The organism is Leifsonia sp. GW821-FHT13C05 (assembly GCF_058806515.1).
The window spans coordinates 250,427-271,092 of record NZ_JBXAPT010000002.1; the positions used below are offsets into that span (position 1 = coordinate 250,427).

21 protein-coding genes are annotated in these 20,666 nt (G+C 70.7%); 10 read left to right on the forward strand and 11 right to left on the reverse strand.

All coding sequences use genetic code 11. The features are described 5' to 3' along the window. The first annotated feature begins 6 nt into the window (after positions 1–6). The 9 genes from AC1ROC_RS07745 (at position 7) to AC1ROC_RS07785 (ending at position 8,102) form a co-directional block, all read left to right on the forward strand. Positions 7–570, forward strand: a complete 564-nt coding sequence (locus AC1ROC_RS07745; RefSeq protein ID WP_168690327.1) for a dihydrofolate reductase family protein — start codon at positions 7–9, stop codon at positions 568–570. Then, on the forward strand, positions 570–1,484 hold the full coding sequence (locus tag AC1ROC_RS07750) for an EamA family transporter (RefSeq protein WP_492999268.1): 915 nt from the start codon (positions 570–572) through the stop codon (positions 1,482–1,484). Before AC1ROC_RS07745 ends, AC1ROC_RS07750 begins: the two co-directional genes overlap by 1 nt. Before the next feature lie 49 nt (positions 1,485–1,533). Further along, the gene (locus tag AC1ROC_RS07755; protein WP_492999270.1) at positions 1,534–3,114 is read left to right on the forward strand and encodes an amino acid permease; all 1,581 of its coding nucleotides are present in this window, start codon (positions 1,534–1,536) and stop codon (positions 3,112–3,114) included. A gap of 18 nt (positions 3,115–3,132) precedes the next feature. After that, positions 3,133–3,852 (forward strand): helix-turn-helix transcriptional regulator, encoded by a 720-nt coding sequence (locus tag AC1ROC_RS07760; RefSeq protein ID WP_492999272.1) that lies wholly within the window; start codon positions 3,133–3,135, stop codon positions 3,850–3,852. 96 nt (positions 3,853–3,948) lie between these two features. Further along, positions 3,949–4,356 (forward strand): VOC family protein, encoded by a 408-nt coding sequence (locus AC1ROC_RS07765; protein WP_492999274.1) that lies wholly within the window; start codon positions 3,949–3,951, stop codon positions 4,354–4,356. 33 nt (positions 4,357–4,389) lie between these two features. Then, positions 4,390–5,019, forward strand: coding sequence for an ECF transporter S component (locus AC1ROC_RS07770; RefSeq protein ID WP_492999276.1), 630 nt, complete (start codon positions 4,390–4,392; stop codon positions 5,017–5,019). Positions 5,020–5,024: 5 nt separating this feature from the next. Continuing rightward, positions 5,025–6,743, forward strand: coding sequence for an ABC transporter ATP-binding protein (locus tag AC1ROC_RS07775; protein ID WP_492999278.1), 1,719 nt, complete (start codon positions 5,025–5,027; stop codon positions 6,741–6,743). Then, the gene (locus AC1ROC_RS07780; protein WP_085370506.1) at positions 6,740–7,534 is read left to right on the forward strand and encodes an energy-coupling factor transporter transmembrane component T family protein; all 795 of its coding nucleotides are present in this window, start codon (positions 6,740–6,742) and stop codon (positions 7,532–7,534) included. Before AC1ROC_RS07775 ends, AC1ROC_RS07780 begins: the two co-directional genes overlap by 4 nt. Positions 7,535–7,625: 91 nt before the next feature. Beyond that, positions 7,626–8,102: a GyrI-like domain-containing protein gene (locus AC1ROC_RS07785; RefSeq protein ID WP_085370507.1), complete on the forward strand. Its 477-nt coding sequence runs from the start codon at positions 7,626–7,628 to the stop codon at positions 8,100–8,102. Positions 8,103–8,137: 35 nt separating this feature from the next. Here the strand turns inward: AC1ROC_RS07785 and AC1ROC_RS07790 are convergent, their stop codons facing one another. The 9 genes from AC1ROC_RS07790 to AC1ROC_RS07830 form a co-directional block, all read right to left on the reverse strand. Further along, complete coding sequence (locus AC1ROC_RS07790) at positions 8,138–8,596, reverse strand: MarR family winged helix-turn-helix transcriptional regulator (RefSeq protein ID WP_247597166.1); 459 nt, start codon at positions 8,594–8,596, stop codon at positions 8,138–8,140. A gap of 15 nt (positions 8,597–8,611) precedes the next feature. Continuing rightward, positions 8,612–10,354 carry an MFS transporter gene (locus tag AC1ROC_RS07795; RefSeq protein ID WP_434949706.1) on the reverse strand — a complete coding sequence of 581 codons (1,743 nt, stop codon included), beginning with the start codon at positions 10,352–10,354 and terminating at the stop codon, positions 8,612–8,614. A gap of 78 nt (positions 10,355–10,432) precedes the next feature. Further along, complete coding sequence (locus AC1ROC_RS07800) at positions 10,433–11,485, reverse strand: SIS domain-containing protein (protein ID WP_085370509.1); 1,053 nt, start codon at positions 11,483–11,485, stop codon at positions 10,433–10,435. After that, positions 11,482–12,246, reverse strand: a complete 765-nt coding sequence (locus AC1ROC_RS07805; protein ID WP_085370510.1) for an ATP-binding cassette domain-containing protein — start codon at positions 12,244–12,246, stop codon at positions 11,482–11,484. Before AC1ROC_RS07805 ends, AC1ROC_RS07800 begins: the two co-directional genes overlap by 4 nt. After that, on the reverse strand, positions 12,243–13,469 hold the full coding sequence (locus tag AC1ROC_RS07810) for an alanine racemase (RefSeq protein ID WP_085370511.1): 1,227 nt from the start codon (positions 13,467–13,469) through the stop codon (positions 12,243–12,245). Before AC1ROC_RS07810 ends, AC1ROC_RS07805 begins: the two co-directional genes overlap by 4 nt. A gap of 27 nt (positions 13,470–13,496) precedes the next feature. After that, positions 13,497–14,477 (reverse strand): ABC transporter permease, encoded by a 981-nt coding sequence (locus AC1ROC_RS07815; RefSeq protein ID WP_085370512.1) that lies wholly within the window; start codon positions 14,475–14,477, stop codon positions 13,497–13,499. Beyond that, positions 14,474–15,415: an ROK family protein gene (locus tag AC1ROC_RS07820; protein WP_085370513.1), complete on the reverse strand. Its 942-nt coding sequence runs from the start codon at positions 15,413–15,415 to the stop codon at positions 14,474–14,476. The genes AC1ROC_RS07815 and AC1ROC_RS07820 overlap by 4 nt, the downstream gene beginning before the upstream one ends. Further along, positions 15,412–16,422, reverse strand: coding sequence for a phosphotriesterase family protein (locus AC1ROC_RS07825; RefSeq protein WP_085370514.1), 1,011 nt, complete (start codon positions 16,420–16,422; stop codon positions 15,412–15,414). Before AC1ROC_RS07825 ends, AC1ROC_RS07820 begins: the two co-directional genes overlap by 4 nt. 124 nt (positions 16,423–16,546) lie before the next feature. Then, complete coding sequence (locus AC1ROC_RS07830) at positions 16,547–17,668, reverse strand: substrate-binding domain-containing protein (RefSeq protein WP_085370515.1); 1,122 nt, start codon at positions 17,666–17,668, stop codon at positions 16,547–16,549. Positions 17,669–17,913: 245 nt separating this feature from the next. Between AC1ROC_RS07830 and AC1ROC_RS07835 the strand changes: the two genes are divergently transcribed. Further along, entirely contained in the window at positions 17,914–19,095 is a 1,182-nt protein-coding gene (locus AC1ROC_RS07835) for an ROK family transcriptional regulator (protein WP_085370516.1), read from the forward strand. Between the two features lie 7 nt (positions 19,096–19,102). On the opposite strand, the gene AC1ROC_RS07840 is transcribed toward AC1ROC_RS07835, so the two are convergent. Together AC1ROC_RS07840 and AC1ROC_RS07845 are read right to left on the reverse strand one after the other, a co-directional pair. Then, positions 19,103–19,798 carry an esterase/lipase family protein gene (locus AC1ROC_RS07840; RefSeq protein WP_256922061.1) on the reverse strand — a complete coding sequence of 232 codons (696 nt, stop codon included), beginning with the start codon at positions 19,796–19,798 and terminating at the stop codon, positions 19,103–19,105. Further along, positions 19,795–20,574 (reverse strand): alpha/beta fold hydrolase, encoded by a 780-nt coding sequence (locus tag AC1ROC_RS07845; RefSeq protein WP_085370517.1) that lies wholly within the window; start codon positions 20,572–20,574, stop codon positions 19,795–19,797. Before AC1ROC_RS07845 ends, AC1ROC_RS07840 begins: the two co-directional genes overlap by 4 nt. Positions 20,575–20,666 lie beyond the last annotated feature (92 nt).

Genomic DNA, 20,666 nt, shown 5'->3' on the forward strand with positions numbered 1-20,666 from the left:
GGCCACATGCGCCGATTGATCGTGACCGAGTTCATGACCCTCGACGGGGTCGTCGAGGCCCCGGGAGGGGAGCCGACGCATCCGCACGCCGGATGGACGATGCCGTACGGCACGGACGCCCTGTACGCGTTCAAACTGCGCGAGACGATGGAGGCGGAGTCCCTTCTGCTCGGACGCAAGACGTTCGAAGGCTTCAGCGCGGCCTGGCCGGGGCGCGACGGCGAGTTCGCCGACAAGATGAACGCGATGCCGAAGCTGGTGGCCGCGAGCGGCACGGGCGACCTCGGCTGGAACGCCACGCGCATCCAGGGTGAGGTGCGCACGGCCGTCGCCGACCTGAAGGAGGGCGACGGCGGCCCGATCCTGGTGGCGGGAAGCGCGACCCTCGTGCGCTCCCTGCTGGTCTGGGGTCTCGTGGACGAGCTGCGCCTGCTCACCTACCCGGTGATGGTCGGCGGGGGCCTGCGCATCTTCCCCGACGACAGGGAGAAGTGGTCGTTCGAGCTGGCCGAGCTCGAACGGTTCGACAGCGGCGCCGTGCTGCACGTCTACCGGCTCGCCGGGAGCTGATGCTCACCGTCGTCCTCGGGCTGGTCGGGGCGTTCGTCTACGGGTCCGCCGACTTCCTCGGCGGGATCGCCTCCCGGCGGATCAGCGCGCTCAGGGTGACGGCGATCGGCGCGCTGTCCGGGCTCGTGCTGCTGCTCATCGCCCTGCCGGTCTTCGGTGGAGAGTGGTCGGCTGCCGCGATCGGCTGGGGCGCCCTCTCCGGCGTGACCGGAGCCGTCGCCATCTCGCTGCTGTACGCCTGCCTCGCGATCGGGCCGATGAGCATCCTGTCCCCGCTCACCGCGCTGGTGTCCGCGATCGTCCCGATGACCTGGGGGCTGCTCGGCGGCGAGCAGTTCGCGCCGATCGGCTACGCGGCGCTCGGCGTGGCCCTCGTGGCGGTGGTGCTCGTCGGGTTCGTGCCGGAGAAGGGGGCGGTGCGGCCGAGCGTCCGCGGCATCCTGATGGCGGTCGGCTCGGGGACGATGATCGGCGCGTTCCTGATCATCATCGACCAGACTCCGGAATCGTCAGGGCTCGTTCCCCTCGTGCTGAACCGCGGCGTGAACGGCGCCATCATGCTGGCGGTGATCGGGCTGGTCGCGCTGCAGGCCAGGTCCAGGCGGGCGCGCGCAGCCACCCGCCAGGCACCGGATGCGGCGGTCGCCCCCGACGCGCGGCCCACCCTCGCCGCCGGCTGGCTGCCCGGGCTCCCGTTCGCTCTCGCCTGCGGGGTGCTCGACACCGTGGCGAACGTGGTGATGCTCGTCGGCCTTCGACTCGGCGATCTCGCCGCGTTCTCCGTGCTGATCGCGCTGTATCCGGCGGGGACCATCGTGCTCGCCGCCGTGGTCCTGCGGGAGCGGATCGCCCCCATCCAGTGGGTCGGGCTGGCGCTCGCCATCGCGGCGGCCGGGATGCTCGCTGTCGCCTGACGCCGCATCGTTCACTAGTGTGAACAACTGAAACACGGAGGGGCTCGACATGACACAGCACGACCCGGCCGACGAGCTGGAGAACAATCGCGAACACATCGGCGACATGAGCCAGGCGGTTCAGGACTTCTCGAGCGAGCAGGAGGGCTACCACAAGAGCCTCAAGCCGCGGCAGGTGCAGATGATCGCCATCGGCGGCGCGATCGGCACCGGCCTCTTCCTCGGGGCGGGCGGCAGGCTCGAACAGGGCGGCCCGATCCTCGTCTTCGTCTACGCGCTGTGCGGGTTCTTCGCCTTCCTCGTGCTGCGCGCGCTCGGCGAGCTGGTGCTGCACCGGCCGTCGTCCGGTTCGTTCGTGTCGTACGCGCGCGAGTTCTACGGCGAGAAGATGGCGTACGTCGCCGGGTGGATGTACTTCCTCAACTGGGCGATGACGGCCATCGTCGACTCCACCGCCATCGCGCTCTACGTCAAATACTGGAGCGCATTCTCCTCGGTGCCGCAGTGGCTGCTCGCGCTCATCGCACTGATCGTGGTGGTGAGCCTCAACCTCATCTCGGTGAAGGTGTTCGGCGAGATGGAGTTCTGGTTCGCGCTGATCAAGGTGACGGCCCTGGTGGCGTTCCTCATCATCGGCATCGTCGTGCTCGCCTTCGGCTGGCCGACCGACCAGGGTGCGACCGGCATCGCGATGCTCGCGGAGAACGGCGGCCTGCTGCCGCACGGGATCGCGACGATCGGCATGGCGATCGTGCTCGTGCAGGGCGTCGTGTTCGCGTACGCGGGCGTGGAGCTGGTGGGCATCGCGGCGGGCGAGACCGAGCATCCGGAGAAGATCATGCCGCGCGCGATCAACAGCGTCGTGCTGCGCATCGCGGTGTTCTACTGCGGCTCGGTGCTGCTGCTGGCCCTGCTGCTCCCCTCCCACGTCTACAGCGGTGACGAGAGCCCGTTCGTGACGTTCTTCAGCCATCTCGGATCGCCGGAGCTGGGCGCCATCGTCGGCTCGATCATGAACTTCGTCGTGCTCACCGCCGCCCTGTCCAGCCTGAACGCCGGGATGTACTCGACGGGGCGCATCCTGCACTCGATGGCGCAGACGGGGGCGTCGCCGAGGTTCACCGGCCGCATGAACAAGCGGGGAGTGCCGTACGGCGGCATCCTGCTCACGGCCTGCATCGGTGTGCTCGGCGTGTTCCTCAACCTGATCGTGCCGGAGGAGGCGTTCAACATCGTCGTGAACGTGGCATCCCTCGGCATCATCACCAGCTGGGGCATGATCGTGATCTGCCAGATGCAGCTGCGCAGGTGGGCGCTGCAGGGCAAGCTCGAGCGACCGGCCTTCCGGCTGTTCGGGGCGCCGTTCACGGCGTACCTGACGCTGGCGTTCCTGGTGGCCGTCGTCGTGCTGATGGCGTTCGACTACCCCACGGGCACATACACGGTCGCGTCGCTCGTCATCATCATCCCGTTGCTGGTGATCGGCTGGTTCGCGCAGCGTCAGCGCATCCTGGCCATCGCGCAGGAGCGGCAGGGGTACACCGGCGCGCATCCGGTGATCGCTGCGCGGCCCGGCATGAACGGCGGCCGCCGTCCCCCGTCGACGCCCTCCGATGACCCGCCGGCGTAGCCCGGTCTTCGTCGACGCATGAACCGCACGGACCGGCTGTATGCGCTGGTGGAGGAGCTGCGGGCGGTCGCGCCGCGGGCGCGGAGCGCGCGGTGGCTCGCCGAGCGCTTCGAGGTGAGCACGCGCACGATCGAGCGCGACCTGTCCGCGCTGCAGCAGTCCGGCGTGCCGATCTGGGCGGAGCAGGGCCGCACGGGCGGATACTGCATCGACCCGGCACACACCCTCGCGCCGCTGGGCTTCACCCCGGATGAGGCGCTCGCCGTCAGCATCGGGCTCGGGATGCTCGCGGCGAGCCCGTTCGGCAGCGCTGCGGCCTCCGCGGCGCGCAAGGTGGCGGCGGTGATGGACGAGCGCGGGCTCGCACGGACCGCCGAGCTCGCGGCGCGCATCCACCTACTGGACGACGGTCCCGTCCGGGATGCGCCGTCCGCGCTCAGCGACATGCTCGGCGGTGCGCTCAGTTCCCGGCGCGTGCTCACGATCGCCTACCGCGACCGCGCGGGGGCGGAGACCGTGCGCGACGTGGAGCCGCTCGGCTACGTCGGCAAGGGAACGGACTGGTATCTGATCGGCTGGTGCCGCCTCCGCGACGGCATCCGGGCGTTCAAGGGCGACCGGATCGTGCGGGCGACCCCGACCGGCGAACGGGCGCCGGAGCGCACTCTGCGGGCGGAAGACCTGGAGATCCCGTACGGCGAGCTGCGCACTGTCGGCCTCGGCCGGGACGCGGACTGAAACTCCCGCTAAACACCGACAGGACGGTGTCGCCTCGGCGGCCCACGATGGAGTCAACCGGCCGGATCGCGGCCGGACTCCCTCGAAAGGACCCTCATGGACTTCGCCTCGATCAGGATCATCACCGACGACGTCGACAGGCTCGCGCACTTCTACGAGCTCGTCACCGGCACCCCCGCCGCGCGCCCCGCGCCGGTGTTCGCCGAGTTCCGCACGCAGAGCGCCACGCTCGCGATCGGCAGCACAGCGACCGTCGCCATGCTCGGCGACCGCGCCCCGCGCCCGGGCAGCAACGCCTCCGTCATCATCGAGTTCCAGGTGCAGGACGTGGATGCGGAGTTCGCGCGCATCCGGAACGACATCGGGGGCGCCGACGCGGCCACCGCCGACGCCGCCGTCGTGATGGAACCCACGACGATGCCGTGGGGCAACCGCTCCGCCATCGTCCGCGACCCCGACTGCAACCTCGTGAACATCTTCTCCCGCCCGGAGGCGCGCTTGTAAGGTAATCCTTACCTCATCTACGCTGGTGGGGACATGAAGAACACCAGCACCCGACTCCTCCTCACCTGCGCCGCGATCGGTGTCGCCGGTGGGATCGTGTTCTCGATCAGCGCGTACATCTCCGGCACGCTCGCCGCCGCTGCGCCGATGTTCTACGGCGCGGTGATCGGCGTGTACTTCCTGCCGGGCGTGATCGCCCAGGCCCTGCTGCGCCGGGGCGGTGTCGCGCTGATCACCTCGGTGATCGCCGGCCTGGTCTCCGTGCCGTTCCAGCCGATCGGTTTCGCGGCGGTGATGGCGGCCGGGTCGATCGGGCTGCTGCAGGAACTGCCGTTCGCGGTCACGCTCTACCGCTACTGGAGGGCGTGGCTGTTCTACGCGGCCGTGACGGTGGCCGGGCTGGTGTTCGGCATCGGTGTGTACATCGCGCAGGGCGCGGAGCAGAGCCAGCCCTGGGTGCAGGTGCTGCACATCGGCCTGTTCGTGGTGTCGCCGATCCTGTTCACCTGGGCGGGCCGCGCCGTCGCCGCCGGGCTCGACCGCACGGGGGCGGGCCGCGGACTGCAGCTGCCCGTCGTGCGCACACGGCGCGGCAGCAGCGGGGACGCCGGCCCGGACGCGCTGCCGCTACTCGCCGCGCCATCGCCGACACTGTCGCTCTGAGCGCCGTGGCCCCCGAGCCCGCGTCCCCGCCGCTGTCGGTGCGCGGGGTGCGCATCCGGCACGATGGTGCCGACCAGTGGACGCCCGACGGCGTGACGTTCGATCTCCACCCCGGCGAGGTGCTACTGGTGCTCGGTCCGAGCGGCTGCGGCAAGTCGACGCTGGCCCTCGCCCTCAACGGCCTGGTGCCACACGCGGTCCCCGCGACCCTCGACGGGTCGGTGCTCGTGGCGGGCGTCGACACCGTGGATGCGCGGGTCGCCGAGCTGAGCGAGCACGTCGGCACGGTGTTCCAGGATCCGGATGCGCAGCTCGTCACCGCGACGGTGCTGGACGAGGTCTGCTTCGGCCCGGAGAACCAGCTGGTGCCTGCCGACGTGGTGCTCGCCCGCGCGGAGGCCGCGCTGCGCGCCGTCGGGCTGTGGGAGCGCAGGGGCGACAACCCGGACACACTCTCGGGAGGAGGCAAACAGCGCCTCGCCATCGCCTGCGCGCTCGCCCTTGAGGCTCCGGTGCTCGTGCTCGACGAGCCGACGGCCAACCTCGACCCGGCCGGAGCGGAAGAGGTCTACGCGGTGCTCGCCGCGCTCACCGGGCCGGGTTCGACCAGGGCGGTGGTTTTGGTGGAGCACAACCTGGATGCGGCGATGCCGGTGGTGGACACGGTGATGGTACTGGATGCTGCGGGCAGGCAGGTGGCGCACGGACCGGTCGCGACGGTGTTCCGCGAGCGTGCGGAGGAGCTGGCGGCGCTGGGCGTGTGGCTGCCGGTGGCGACGCTCGCCGGGCTGCGGCTGCGGGCGGCGGGGTGGGACGTGGAGCGGCTGCCGGTGACGGCGGAGGAGCTGGCGGACGTGGTGGCGGGTGCCGGAGCTGCGTTCGCGGGTGGCGAGCGCCACCGGCCCGAGCGCCCCGAGGCGCCCACCGAGCCCGCCGTCGACGTGCGCGGACTGGAGGTGCGGCGCGGCAAGCGCACCGTGCTGCGCGACGTGCGGCTGCGGGTGGGTCGCGGCGACTTCGTCGCGGTGCTCGGCGCGAACGGCGCGGGGAAGACCTCGCTCGTGCAGGCCATCACCGGGGTGGTGCGGCCGCCGCGCGGCACCGTGTCCGTGGGCGGGATCGACCCTGCCCGCGCGAGCGTCGCGGAGCTGACCGCGGCCATCGGGTTCGTGTTCCAGAATCCCGAGCATCAGTTCGTGGCCGACTCCGTCGAGGACGAGCTCGCGTACGGCCTGCGCGTGCGACGCACCCCCGCCGACGAGATCGCGCGCCGCGTCGACGGGATGCTCGGCACGCTCGATCTCGCCGGGCACCGCCACGCGCATCCATACCTGTTGTCCGGAGGGCAGAAGAGGCGGCTGTCCGTCGGGACCGCGCTGATCGCCGGCGCCCCCGTGCTCGTGCTCGACGAACCGACGTTCGGCCAGGACCGCGAGCGCGCCACCGAGCTGCTCGCGATGCTGGCCGACCTCAACGAGCAGGGCACCACGGTGATCATCGTCACCCACGACCTCCAGCTGGTCGCCGAGTACGCCACGCACGCGGCGGTGCTCGTCGACGGCGCGCTCGCCGCCCACGGACCGACCGCAGACATCCTCGCCGACGCCGCCCTGCTCGAACGCAGCGGGCTGCGGCAGCCGCCGCTCGCCAGGGCGCTCAGCGGAGTGCCCGGCTGGAGCCATGTCACCCGGCTCGCCGACCTGCGGGGAGGGGATGCGCCGTGACCTTCCTCTCCACCGATCCGTACGGCACCACCGCCGCGCCCGCCGGACGCTTCCTGCACCACCTGAACCCGCTCGCGAAGGTGGCCGCCGTCGTCCCCGCCTGGGTGGCGCTGCTGTTCACCCGCGACATCCTGACGCCGCTGATCTTCATCGTCATCGCCGTGCTGCTCATCCTCGTCGGCGCCCGGCTGCGTCCGTCGATCGTCGTCGGGCTACTGCTCGTGCTGCCCGCGGTCGTGCTGGTGATGGCGCTGAGCTTCGGGCTCTGGACCGACGCCTCCCGGGTCGCGGACCAGCGCATCCTGTTCTCCGTCGGGGAGTTCCACTACACCGTCGGTGCGTTCGCGGTGGGCCTCGCCACCTCGCTGCGGCTCGGCGCGCTGGTGTCCCTCGCGCTCGTCGGCGGACTCACCACCACCGGGCCCGACCTGGCCCGCTCACTCGTCGCGCAGCTGCGCATCCCGTACCGGATCGGATACACGGCCATCGCCGCCTACCGTTTCCTGCCGCGCTTCGGCAGCGAGCTCGCGCTGATCAGGCAGGCCCAGCGGGTGCGCGGCGTCGCAGGGGGATGGGGTCCCGTCGCGGCCGTGCGGCGCGCGTTCGCCGCGGTGGTGCCGCTGCTGGCGTCGTCGATCAGGCACGCCGAGCGTATGGCGCTGGCGATGGAGTCGCGGGCGTTCGGCGCACACCCGACCCGCACGGAGCGCGCCCCGTCGCGCTGGCGCGCGCGCGACACGGTGTTCGTGGCGGTCGGCGTCGCCGTGACCGTCGCGGTCTTCGCGGTCTGACGAGGCGGCCGGTGCACGCGACGCCGACGGCCGCCGACCGGTATGTTCGGGGGACAACGCTGCCACTGCGTTGCGCTGCGAAGGAGCACGAATGTCGACACCTATCGAGTATCGGCCGCTGGATGCGGTCACCGTCTATGCGGTCAGCGGCACGGCGCCCGGCACAGGGCCGGAGAAGGTCGGCCCCGTCGTCGGGCCCCTGATCGGCGCGCTCGACCAGGCGCTGACCGCGGCAGGGCGTCCCCTTCTCGCCCCCTCCACGTTCTGGTACGAACCGCTCGACGACGGCGGGATGGCGGTCTCCATCTCGTATCCCGCCGAGAATCCACCGCAACCGGGCGACGGTTACGACGTGGTCGAGCTTCCCGCCGTCCCGCTGGCGGCGACGCGGCTGCACCGGGGCGACATGTCCGGCATCGGCGACTCCTGGATGGCCCTGATCGACCAGCTTTCCGCGGACGGCTATCGCATCACCGGTCCGACGCGTGAGGTCTACCTGGAGGCGGCGGGGCACGAGCCGGGTCCCGACTGGGTCACCGAACTCCAGGCACCCGTCGAGCGCGCGTAGCCGGTGGGTACGGAGCGCGACGACGGCCGACGCCGCTAGGAGACGTGCGCAGCAGCCTCCAGCGCCGGCAGGGCCGCCGCGAGCGCTGTGACCTGCTCCGGTGTCAGCTCGGCGATGATCGACTGCACCGTGCGGGCCCGGTCGGAGCGGGCGCGCAGGAGCAGCTCGATGCCGGCCTCGGTGCCGCTGACGAACGACGAGCGGCCGTCGTCCGGGTCCGGCTCGCGCTGCACCAGGCCGCGCGACTCGAGGTCGGCGACCACGCGGGTGATGGTCGGGGCGGCGACAACCTCGATGGCGGCGAGCTCGCCGGGGCGCAGCGGCCCGCGGCGGACGATGGTGGACAGCGCGGAGAGCTGGCCGTGGCTCAGGTCGCCGGTGGACGAGCGCATCCGGCGGTTGAGGCGGCCGACCGCGAGCGCCAGGCGTCCGGCGAGGTCGTCGTCGTTCAGGGCGGAGCGTCCGTCCACGGACCGCCCCTTCTCGGTCACCACGGTCGTTCCTTGACGCTATGCGCGGCTCGCACCGACTTCCTCGCCTTCTTCGCTGACCGCCCGGGATTCTGCGATCTTCTCCTCATGAACATACTTGCCGCCGCCTGCGAATGAGGCGATAGCTCCGATGATGCTCATGATGGCGGCGGCGATGAAGACGACGACGAGGCCGTCGTGGAACGGTCCGGAGATCAGCTGGGGAAAGAACTCCTTGCCGGTGAGGGTGGCCGCATCCACGTGGGGGCTGCTGAGCACGCCCGTCGGCCCGAGCAGGCTCGCGATCGGGTTGTAGCCGAGGAACGCGGCGAACAGGCTGCCGACCGGAGGGGTGGCGCCGATCTGCGTCGCGACGGCGTGCGGGACGCCGTGCGTGGTGAGCCCGTTCGTGAGCGCCGTCGGCAGGGCCACGGAAAGGCCGGCGATCATCAGCGAGAAGAAGATGCCGATGGACAGCGAGCTTCCCGCGTTGAGGGCGACGCCCGCCATCCCGGATGCTGCCCCGCGCTCGTTCGCCGGCACGCTGTTCATGATGGAGGTGCGGTTCGGCGACGAGAACAGGCCGGAGCCGATGCCGTTGAGGCCGGTGAGCACGGCGAACTGCCAGTAGTCGAAGTTCACCGGGATGAGCAGCAGGCCCACGAAGGTGACCGCCACGAGCGAGAGGCCGACCGTCGCGAAGACGCGCGAGCCGTACCGGTCGGACAGCGCGCCGGAGATCGGCCCTGCGACCAGGAAGCCGACCGTGATGGGCAGCATGTAGATGCCGGCCCAGAGCGGCGTCGACTCGTAGCTGTACCCGTGCAGCGGCAGCCAGATGCCCTGCAGCCAGATGATCAGCATGAACTGCAGGCCGCCGCGCCCGATGGCGGCGAGGAATCCGGCGAAGATGCCGGACGAGAACGACCGGATGCGGAACAGCCGCATGTCGAACATCGGCGACTTCACCCGCAGCTCGATCAGGACGAACGCCGCCAGCAGCACGATGCCGCCGATGATCGAGCCCAGCACCCACGGGTTGCCCCAGCCCTGCGAGCTTCCGCCGTACGGCTGGATGCCGTACGTGATGCCGGTGAGCAGGGCGATCAGGCCGACCGCGAACGTCGCGTTGCCGATCCAGTCGATCCTGCCCGGGTTCTTCTGGCCCACCTCGTGCAGCGACTTGTACGACCAGATGGTCCCGACGATGCCGATCGGTACGGAGACGAAGAACACCGCACGCCAGTCGATCTCGGCCAGCACCCCGCCGACGATGAGGCCGATGAAGCTTCCCGCGATGGCCGCGACCTGGTTGAGGCCGAGGGCGAACCCGCGCTTGTTGGCCGGGAACGCATCCGTGAGGATGGCGGTCGAGTTCGCGAACAGCGCCGCGCCTCCGATGCCCTGCACGAACCGCCACACGATCAGCCACATGGCGGCAGGGCCGCCGGTGAACGGGTCGAGCGACAGCGCGATGGCGGCCACGGTGAAGATGACGAACCCGGCGTTGTAGATCTTCACACGCCCGAACTGGTCGCCCATCCGCCCGAACATCACGACGAGCACGGCGGTGACGAGCATGTAGCCCATCAGCATCCAGAGCAGGTAGGAGACGTTGCCCGGTTCGAGCGGGTTGAGCTTGATGCCGGTGAAGATCGCGGGGAGCGAGATGATGACGATCGACGAGTTGATCGTCGCCATCAGCATCCCGAGGGTGGTGTTACTGAGCGCGACCCACTTGTAGTGCGGGTGATCCTTGGCGAACATGCCGGTGCGTGGCAAAAGAGTGCGTCCTTCGAGTTGGTTTATATGCATTAACTATATAACTCGAAGGGCGGTGGGGGAACGGCCGAGGGGGCGTCAGACGGTCAGCGTGACCTTCTTCAGGCCGGCGGGGTTGTCCGGGTCGAGGCCGCGGCCGAGTGCCAGCTCCAGGGCGATGCGCTGCAGCGGCACGATCTCGCGCAGGGGAAGCAGTTCGTCGTCCCGTTCGTCCAGCGGGAGGTGCACGGCGGCGCCGTCGACCAGGCCGGGGCCGAGTTCGATCACACGCGCGCCGAGCGCGGCAGCCGCTGACGCGAACGACAAGACGGAGTCGCGTCCGGCCGGGCTGCCGGTGAGGGCGACCACCACCGAGCCGGGGACCACCTGGCCGAGCGGGCCGTGCGTCGCGTCGGCCGCGCTCCATCCGGATGCCGCGATCGCGTTCGTCTCCATCAGCTTCAGCGCGCCCTCGCGGGCGGTCGACATCGAGTATCCGCGGCCGACGACGATCACCCTGTCGACGCCGGAGAGGGCGGCGACCGCGGCGTCCACAGCACTGGGAGCGGCGAGGTCGGCCGCGACGGAGGCGGCGATGCGGCGCACGCGCTCGTCGAGCTCCGGCCATCCGGTTCCGGCAGCGCGGTGCAGGGTCAGCGCGAGGGCGAGGAGCTCTGCGGTGTACGTCTTCGTGGCGGCGACCGACGTCTCCGGGCCCGCCGCGAGCGAGACGTGAACATCGGCGGCCCCGGCGAGCGCGCTGCCCGGATCGTTGGAGAAGGCGATCACCGGCACGTCGGCGGCCGCGATGGAGGCGACGGTCGCGAGCAGGTCGGGAGAGCTGCCGGACTGCGACACGGCGAGCGCGACCGAGCGGGGGAAGGCGAGCTGCGTTCCGAAGCCGGTGACGCTGGCCGGGGTCGCGAGCATCGCCGGGATGCGCAGCAGGTTGTGGGCGAGGTACTGGGCGTACATCGCGGCGTGGTCGCTCGATCCGCGCGCCGCGAACACCAGGAGCTCCGGCCGCTGCGACGCGATCAGCTCTGCCGCGGCGTCGATCGACGCGCGCGCGTCGAGGAGGTCGAGCCAGCGGTCGGGCTGCTCGGCGATCTCCGCGCGCATCCGGTGGCCGGCGACGGGTGCGCCCCTCACGAGCTGAGCCCCGTGATCATCGCGACCAGTTCGTTGTGGCTGGTCTCGTCGATGCGCTTGGTGCCCACCTGCGTTCCCCGGCGCAGCACGGAGACGCGGTCGGCGACCCGGAACACCTGCTCCATGTTGTGGCTGACGATCAGCACGGCGGCCCCGCGCTCCTTCAGCTTCAGGATCAGCTCCTCCACCTTGGCCGTCTCCGCGACGCCGAGGGCGGCGGTCGGCTCGTCCATCAGGACCAGGCTGCTGGCCCAGTGGGTGGCCCGGGCGATCGCGATCCCCTGGCGCTGGCCGCCGGAGAGGTCGCTCAGCGTGGCACGCGCCGACGGGATGCGCACATCCAGTTCGTCGACGAGCGCCTGCGTGCGCGCGGCCATCGTCTTGCGGTCGAGCGTTCCAAAGGGCTTGCGCCGGAGTTCTCTGCCGAGGAACAGGTTCATGTAGACCGGCTGCAGGTCGACGAGCGCGAGGTCCTGGTAGACCACCTCGACTCCTCTGCTCCTGGCGTCCGACGGGTCGCGGAAGCTGGCCCGCTCGCCGTTGACCCAGATCTCGCCGTCGGTCGGCTGGTACATGCCGGAGATGATCTTGACCAGCGTCGACTTCCCTGCGCCGTTGTCGCCGACGAGGGCGACGATCTCGCCAGGCTCGATCTCGAGGTCGAAGCGCTTGATGGCGACGATGCCGCCGAAGTGCTTGGTGATGCCGTCGAGCCGAAGCGGCTTCACCGTCGTGTCCTGCGGAGCGGTGGTGGGGGTCATGCTGTCCTCCCGGATGCGGCGAGCGCCGCCGCGGTCGTGATCGGTGCGGAGCCGTCGGCCGACCAGATGCCTGCGACGGTGGGGTTTCCTGTGCTGAGCCCGGCGATGCCCGCTGTGAGGCCGCGGGTGACGAAGACCTGCGGGCGGAATCCGAACAGCACGGTGTCCCCCGGCTGCACGGTGCGCCCGGAGAGCGGGATCGTGGCGTAGTAGTCGATGGCCTCCGGAGCCGGCATGTCGACCAGCAGTTCGGGGGCGGATGCGGTGTCCGCTCCCTCCCCGACGATCAGGGCACTCGTCGTGGTCCCGCCGAGCACGGGGTCGACGTAGAGGCCGCCGCCGAACACGTACGCGTCGCCGTTCCAGAGGTGCGACACCTCGGAGACGTAGGCGATGGCCGGCTCCTCGATGAGGTCGTGGGCGGCGTGCAGCGGCGTCGTCCCGGTGAGGCCGTGGCCCGGTTCGACCTGCGTCGCCCCTGCGGCGGCGAGGGTCTCGAGGACGGACACGGACGTGGTTCCTGGGGCGTTCACCTGCACGCCGGTGCGGCCGGCGCCTTCGAGCGCACGGAGCGCCGTCGTCAGGGTCTCCAGGTTGTGCGTGGAGCGGGCGGTGCCGGTCTCCGCGTCGAAGAGGGTCGCGGGGAAGGTGGTGATGCCGGCGAAGCGCACGCCGGGGATGGCGTCGACCCTGTCGGCCGCCGCGACGATGTCGGCTGCGTCGAATCCGCCCTCGTGGCCGCGGTAGAACCGGTCGCCGGGGGCCGCGATGCGCAGCAGCACATCCTGCACCCTGCCGCGTTCCGCTGCCGCCGCACCGGCCTCGCGCGCCTTCTGCTCGGAGAAGACGGTCCAGTAGAGCGGTTCGAGCGCCGCGGCGTCCGCGGCCGAGTGGCGGGGGATCTGCACCAGGTGGCCGAGGTGACCGGTGGCCAGGCCGCCGCTCGCCGCTGCGACCGCGCACTCCAGGTCGACGCCGACGGCGTGGCCGATGCCTCCCGCCGCGATGGCACGGGATGCGTCCGGGTTGCGGCCGATCTGCTTGGTCATGGCGAACGGCGTGAGACCGAGCCTGGCCGACTCCGCCGCGAGGGCGGAGGCGTTGCGGGTGACCGCATCCAGGTCGATGACGTAGGTGTTGGGCGGGATGGCGCCGCTCTGGTGGAACCGGGTGGCCGCGTCGAGCAGTGCCTGGTTGCGGCGGCGGAGGAGGTCGAGGAACATCGTTTGTCTTCCTTACTGTCTTCCCGGCTAGTTGCTCTTCTTGGCGCGGAGGGAGAGCGAGACCGCCACCAGGATGATCGCGCCGCGCACGATCATCTGCTGTGCGACGGTGAGCCCGCCGAGGAGCAGCCCGTAGTTGATCATGCTCATGAAGAGGCTGCCGACCAGGGCGCCGATGATCGAGCCCTTTCCTCCGGTGAGCGCGGTTCCTCCGACGATCACGGCGGCGAGCACGCTCATCAGGTCCGAGCTGCCGAGCGTGTACGTCGCACCGGCCAGCCGCCCCGCGTAGAGCAGACCGGCGAGTGCCGCCGTCACTCCGCTGACGATGAAGACGGCCATCCGGACGCGGTTGACCTTGATGCCGCTGACCGCGGCAGCCGCCGCCTTGTTGCCGACGGCGAGCACGTGGGCGCCGAACGCCCGCTGACGGAGCACGTGCCAGCCGATCGCCGTCACCGCCGCCGTCCACCAGATCAGGATCGGGATGCCGAGCAGCGTTCCACCGCCGAAGAGCCAGCCGAACGCTGCATCGGTCACCGGCACGGACTGCAGGTTGGTCGACTGCTGGGCGAGGCCGGTGATGAGTCCCATCGTCGCCAGCGTGACGAGGAAGGACGGCAGCCGAACGAGCGTGACGAAGATGCCGTTGACCGCGCCGATGACGGCGCCGACCGCGAGGCCGGCGATGGCCGCGATCAGCCACTGGTGCGTGCTCTGCAGCGTGACGGCCGCGACCAGGGCGGAGAGGGCGACGGTCGAGCCGATCGAGAGGTCGATCTCGCCGAGGCTGAGCACGAACACCGTGCCGATCGCCATCACCGTGATCGGCGTCGCCTGGGTGATGATGTTGACCAGCGTCGTGCCGTTGAGGAAGTTGCCGCCCTGGGTGATGGCGAAGTAGAGGAACACCACCACGAACCCGATGTAGACGACGTACTGCCGCCAGTCCGCGTGACGCAGCCGTTCGCCGACGGTCATCCTGCCGTCGGTGGTCGATACAGTCATGATGCTTCTCTTTCCGTGCTGAGCAATGCGGCGTCGATGGCGAGACGGACGGCGCCGAGGATGGGGGCATTGGAACCGAGGCGGCTGATGCGCACCTCGATCGTCGGCCGGCCGAGTTCGCCGAGCCAGTGGAGGACGGGTGCGAGCAACTCCTCGCGGCTGCCGATGCCGCCGCCGAGGACGAACAGTCCAGGATCGACGACGGCGTCGACGGAGAGGATCGCGTGGGCGAGCCAGCGCGCCTCCTCGTCGAGCGACGCCGCCGCATCCCGGTCTCCGTCGCCGGAGCGCTCGAAGACGTCGACGGTGGTCGAACCGGTGCTGCCGGATGCACGCTCGTAGCGCTGGACGATCGCCTCACCGCTGACGACCTCCTCCAGCGGGCCGCGGCGGTGGTTGGCGGGGTCGAGCGGGTCGGCGCCGATCGGCAGGTAGCCGATCTCGCCCGCGGCACCGCGGACGCCCTGCCAGACGCGGCGGTCGAGCACGAGCCCGACGCCGATGCCGGTGCCGACGGAGACGAAGGCGAAGCTGTCGACCTCTGTTCCCACGCCGTCGTGCAGTTCGCCGAGCGCTGCGATGTTCACGTCGTTGTCGATCACGACGGCGTGCCCCAGTCGCCTTTCGAGCTCGGCGACCACGCCGAAGCCTTCGAGGCCGCCGAGGTTCGGCGCCAGGTCGAAGTGGCCCGCGTCCGCGTCCGGCACGCCCGCCCCGCCGATCGCCGTTGCGACGATGGCTGCTCCGGATGCGCCGACCGCCGCGGCGAGGGCGGACACGATCTCCGTCACCTGCGCGACGATCTCCCGCCCGTCGAGGGTCGGCTGGGTCAGCTCGTGCAGGACGTCGCCCGTCATGGTCGCGATGCCTGCGCGGATCTTCGTTCCGCCGAGGTCGATGCCGACGACGTACCGGCCGTCGGTGCGCTGGGCGCTCATACGACCTCCAGGACGGCGGCGGGGTTGGCCGCGAGCATCGTCTCGATGGCGGCGTCGGAGACGCCGCGCTCCTGCAGCGCGGGCACGAACACCGTTCCGAGGTACGAGTATCCGAGGGCGCCGTGGGTGCCGGGGTTCATCCACACCTCCGCGCCGGTCAGGTCCTGTGCGAGCAGGATGCGGTCGGCCAGCCCGTCCGCGACGAGTCCGGCGACGAGGTCGGCGCGTCCCGCATCCGATCGGTGGAACGACTGCTTGGCGTACTCGCCGTCGTCGCGCGCGTCGGGCACCGGCCCGAGGAAGAACTCCCAGTCCTCCTTGCCGATGGTGTCGACAGCCACCCGGGCGCCGGCGTCGATCACCCGGCGCGGCAGTTCGGAGCCGAGCTGGGTGTCGATGTGACCGACGACCACGCGGTCGAGGTCGACGCCCTCCGAGCGGAGGATGTCGAGCTGCTCCAGCGCCTGGGTGCCGTGCGTGGTGTGCGTCATGATGCCGAGTCCCGTCGCGCGCTGGGCCCTGGCAACGGCACGGAGGCACTTCTCCTCGTGCGGCGTGATCTCGCCCAGGCTGGTCGCCTGCTCGCCGAACACGCCGGCCCGGACACCGGAGTCGCCGATCCCCTGCTCCGCGTCGCGGATGAGGCGGGCCGTGAGGGCGTCGAGGTCGGCGTCGAGCGCCCAGCCCGGCGCGTACGCCTCGAGGTAGAGCGCCGTCCCTGACACGATGTGGAGGCCGCTGCGCCGGGAGATCACGACGAGCTGCGCGGCGTTGTCGCCGTTCGCGTCGCGGCCGACCACGTTGTACGGACTCAGGTCGACCACGGTTCCGAAGCCGAGGTCGCGGAGCCCGGCGAGCGCATCCACCGCCCTGTCGACGCTGTCGTCGCTGGTTCCCCCGGTGAGCCAGGGGCCCGGCGTGAGCGACAGCAGATGCTCGTGCGGCATCACCCGCCCGAGGTCCGCGGGGTCGACCGGGCCGAGCACGGTCATGACCTGCCGTGTCATCGTTCTCCTTCATGGTGCGTGCGGCAGGCGCTCGCGCGCGCTGTGCCGCCTGTTTCGTGTGCTGCTGGTGGAAGCCGAGCGGCCGGAGGGGGAGTCCGGCCGCTCAGCCGTTCTGGGGGGGGCGTCAGCCGGTGACGCTCGCCGGCGGCTTCACGCCGTAGTCGGCCTTCCACGCCTCGTCGAGATTGGCCTTCGTGACCTTGGTCGGAACGGACGCGACGAGCTCAGGGGCCTTCTTGCCGATGACTCCGTATGCGCCGGCCAGTGCGAGGCCCTTGCCGATGCCGATGGAGCCGTTGCCCACCATGCCCGCGACGTTCGTGCCGGACATCATCGCGGCGCCGAGCGTGGTGTCGAGGTCGTTCGTGACCACTTTGATGTCGCTGCGGCCGGATGCCTTGATGGCGGCGACGACGCCCTGCGCCGCTGTCGCCCAGGAGACGTAGATTCCCTTGAGGTTCGGGTTCTTGGCGATCATCGCGGCCGCGATGGTCTGCGTCGCCGTCTCGTCGGCGAAGCCCTCGGAGTCGACGATCTTCACATCCGGGTACTCGTAGGCCAGCCAGTCCTTGAAGGCCTTGTCGCGCTGGTTGGTGAACCAGAAGTTCGCGTTGTACGACAGGTAGCCGACCTCGCCCTTCTTGCCGAGCGCGTCGCCGAGGATCTCGGCGTTGTCCCTCCCGGCCGCTGCGAGGTCTTCGGTGACGATCGAGACGAAGTCCGTCCCCGCCTTGTATCCCTCCGGCGGCGTCGTCATGATGACGAGCTTCGTCCCGGCCTCGACGGCGGGCTTGAACGCCTTGGCCGCCGAGGTGGGGTCGACGGCGATCGTGACGATGATGCTCGGGTGCAGGGCGAGCACGGTCTGGACGTTGTTGGCCTGGGTCGCCGCGTTGAAGCTCGCCTGGGTGCTCGCCACCACGTCGATGCCGAGCTTCTTGAACTCGTCGCGGGCGCCCTTCTCGACGGCCGTGACGAAGTCGGACGAGGTGTGCCAGACGAACGCCGCGGTGTACTTGCCGTCCTCGACCTTCTTCTGCTCGTCGCTGGTGAGGGACAGCTCGGACAGCGCGCCCGGCTTCTCTCCGTTGGGACCTTCGAACACGAGGCTCGGCTTCTCGGCGGGGGTGGACGAGGAGGACGCCGCTGTTCCGGCCGAACAGCCGGTGAGCGCGAGGGCCAGTGCGAGGGCGCCGACCAAAGCGGCGCGGGCGCCGGGGCGCCGGGTGGGATGTGCTGTGCTCATGTGTGGATTGCCTTCCGGGACCGGGTTGAACTCCTGTGCGGTGGCGTCCCCCGGGCATCTCGTGACCCCGTCACCGTTGACTTGCTGAAGCCATTTTGATTTCAACAAGCAATCAAAGTCAAGCGCGAATTTGTGTCAGACAGGTTTCGGGGTGGTAAATCCTGCGAAATCGGGGCTGCGGGTGGCGCCGGATCCGCATCCTGAGCTAGTTTTGGGTTCACATTGAAGACAAAGGGGGTGGAGCGGTGCAAGACACCCGTGCCATCAACCGGAACGCCGTGCTCACCGCCCTGATGGGGTCGCGTCCGGCCAGCCGCAAACAGATCGCGGAGCTGACCGGCATCTCCGCCGCAACGGTCACCCGCTCGGTCGATCAGCTCCTGGCCGAGGGCATCGTGCGCGAGACGACGGAGATCGTGTCGGAGGCCAGAGGACGCCGCGCGGTCGAGCTCGACATAGTGGCCGACCGCTCGTACGTGGTCGGTGTCGACCTCGGCGCATCCAACACCCGCATCATCGTGGCCGACCTTCTCGCCCGCCCGGTCTTCGCCTCGGAGACGCCCACCCCGACCACCATGCCGGAAGCCGAACTGGTGGAGTGGATCGCCGCGACGGTCCGCGAGGCGGCCGCCGATGTCTGGGACAGCGTCGAGCACGTCTGCCTCGGCCTCCCCGGCGCGGTGAGCCAGCGGGACCTCACCGTCTCCAACGCCCCCAACTTGCTCCAGGTCGAGTCGCCCACCTTCCTCGCCGCCGTGCAGCGCGCGGTGGGGCGGGCGATGCGCTTCGACAACGACGCCAACTACGCCCTCCTCGGCGAGATGCACTACGGCGCCGCCCGCGGAGCCCCCAACGCCGCGATGCTCACGATCGGCTTCGGACTGGGCGCCGGTCTCGCCATCGAGGGACGCATCCTGCAGGGCGAACGCGGACTGATCGGCGAGTTCGGCCAGCTGCCGATCGGCCCGCTCGGCACCCGGCTCGAACACATGGTGACGGGCGGAGGGATCCTGCGCAGGGCTGCGGAGGCCGGACTCCACCTGGATGCACCGGCTGAGCTGTTCGCGGACGATGCCGGCCCCGGCCTTCTGTCGCTCAGAGGGCACTTCGACCAGGCGCTGCTCGTGGTGCTCACCGCCACCACGGTCTCCTGCGACCCGCAGACGATCGTGCTCGGCGGGGGCATCGCGAACTCGCTGATCTCCTCCATCGACCGCTACCGGATCGCCCTGGAACAGAACCTCCGCATCTCCCCCGACATCGCCACGGCCGAGCTCGGCGTCTTCTCCGGGGCCGTCGGCGCCGTCGTCGCCGGGCTGCACGCGGTCTACGCAGGGCTCGGCGTCGAGGAGGTCGCGATCGTGAGCCTGCCCAACGGGGATGCGCTGACCGCCGACCAGGTCGCGCGCGCCAGGAGCCTCGCCTAGCTCCGATCTACACGCACCCGTCCACCACCTCCAGCAGCTCCCTGCTCGCCAGGATCCGGAAGTGGCCACCCACCGGCAGCTCGATGTTCCTTGCGCCCTCCAGCGCGCTTCCGCCCGGGATGTGCGGGTCGAACCACCCGTAGACCGACACGATGCGCTCGTTCGCCGCGCTCTCCCGCCCGAGGCGGAGCAGCGACGCGTCGGTCGGCGCGAGCGAACGGAGGCTGCGCGTCGGCAGGTAGCGTGCGTACACCGATCCGGCGAACGGCGTGCAGACGGTCACGGCCAGCCGAACGCGCCCGCCGGCCGGCAGCGACGACATCAGCTGCTTGGCGATCAGGCCGCCTTTGCTGTGCGCCACGATCGTCACGTCGCGCAGGTCGTGCTCGTCCAGGTGCGCGGCGACCAGCTCGGCGCCGTCCGCGATGCTCAGGCGGTTCCGGCCGAGAGCAGCGATGACGTGCACGGCGTTGCCGCGGTCGTGCAGGCGCCTGGCGAGCGGGAGCATGAACCGCCAGGTCTCCAGGATGCCGGGCAGCAGCACGACCGTGGATGCGCCGGGCCGCCCAGCGGCGAGCACCTCCGGGTCGTCGCGGCTCACGGCGGTGCGCAGCTGGTGCCGTGCCGCGTACAGGTAGTCGAGCATCCACACCCCGGCCTTGCGGAGGGAGACGCCCGCCCGCCGGAGGGGCCGCGCGGTCACCGGACGGAACCGGCCAGGAGGGCGAGCAGCCCGTCCGTCGCCTCCGGTCGCGTGTGCATGGCGAGGTGGCGGGCGCCGTCGATGGTCTTCGCTCCCCCGCGCCGGGCCGACGCCGCCAGGACGGACACCCACCCCGCACGCGCGATGGGGTCCCGCTCGCCGCGGAGCACGAGCACGGGGCAGTCGACCCGGGGGATGTCGTCCTCGATCCGGTAGGTCAGCATCGAGGGGAGCACGGCGAGGTACCACCGGAGGCCGCAGCGGGCGTAATCGCTGAGCACCAGCCAGTTGGCGCGCGGACGCTCCCCCGCGCAGTCGAGCGCCAGGAGGGCCGCTGCGCGAAACGGGGACCGGTCGCGCGGGTCCATCACCGGGCCCATCAGGGCGAGCGCCGCCACCGCCTCCGGCCGGTCGATGGCGAGCCTGGTGGCCACCTGCGTGCCCATCGAGTGGCCGAACACGACGCATCCGGACAGGCCGAACTCGTCGACGACCGCCGCAACGCACTCGGCGAAGTCTTCGACGCTCAGAGCATGACCGGGCTTCGGAGCGCGGCCGAACCCCGGCAGGTCGACGGCCACGACCCTCGCGCGGCGGGCGAGCAACGGGATGATGCGCTCGAAGTAGCGCGAGCTCACGCCGATGCCGTGGATGAGGAGGTAGTCGGGTCCGTCCGAGCCGTCCGGCGGGGCACCGGTGTCGACGGTGACGACGGCGCGCGCCCGGTTTGTCTGCTGGGCGGTCCGGCCATCCTCGGTCTGGGCATCCTTGGTCACTCTCGAGTTGTACACCTGGCCGCGCCGGGATCAATGGCCGCGCACGGCCGACACAGATAGTCAGCCTGCTTATAATCGGCAGTGACCGACCG

Coding starts and splice junctions, on each gene's coding strand:
- AC1ROC_RS07755 (WP_492999270.1), top strand. CDS start 1,534: ATGACACAGCACGACCCGGCCGACGAGCTGGAGAACAATCGCGAACAC.
- AC1ROC_RS07770 (WP_492999276.1), top strand. CDS start 4,390: ATGAAGAACACCAGCACCCGACTCCTCCTCACCTGCGCCGCGATCGGT.
- AC1ROC_RS07815 (WP_085370512.1), bottom strand. CDS start 14,477: ATGACTGTATCGACCACCGACGGCAGGATGACCGTCGGCGAACGGCTG.
- AC1ROC_RS07820 (WP_085370513.1), bottom strand. CDS start 15,415: ATGAGCGCCCAGCGCACCGACGGCCGGTACGTCGTCGGCATCGACCTC.
- AC1ROC_RS07830 (WP_085370515.1), bottom strand. CDS start 17,668: ATGAGCACAGCACATCCCACCCGGCGCCCCGGCGCCCGCGCCGCTTTG.
- AC1ROC_RS07810 (WP_085370511.1), bottom strand. CDS start 13,469: ATGTTCCTCGACCTCCTCCGCCGCCGCAACCAGGCACTGCTCGACGCG.
- AC1ROC_RS07760 (WP_492999272.1), top strand. CDS start 3,133: ATGAACCGCACGGACCGGCTGTATGCGCTGGTGGAGGAGCTGCGGGCG.
- AC1ROC_RS07825 (WP_085370514.1), bottom strand. CDS start 16,422: ATGACACGGCAGGTCATGACCGTGCTCGGCCCGGTCGACCCCGCGGAC.
- AC1ROC_RS07785 (WP_085370507.1), top strand. CDS start 7,626: ATGTCGACACCTATCGAGTATCGGCCGCTGGATGCGGTCACCGTCTAT.
- AC1ROC_RS07750 (WP_492999268.1), top strand. CDS start 570: ATGCTCACCGTCGTCCTCGGGCTGGTCGGGGCGTTCGTCTACGGGTCC.
- AC1ROC_RS07765 (WP_492999274.1), top strand. CDS start 3,949: ATGGACTTCGCCTCGATCAGGATCATCACCGACGACGTCGACAGGCTC.
- AC1ROC_RS07805 (WP_085370510.1), bottom strand. CDS start 12,246: ATGACCCCCACCACCGCTCCGCAGGACACGACGGTGAAGCCGCTTCGG.
- AC1ROC_RS07745 (WP_168690327.1), top strand. CDS start 7: ATGCGCCGATTGATCGTGACCGAGTTCATGACCCTCGACGGGGTCGTC.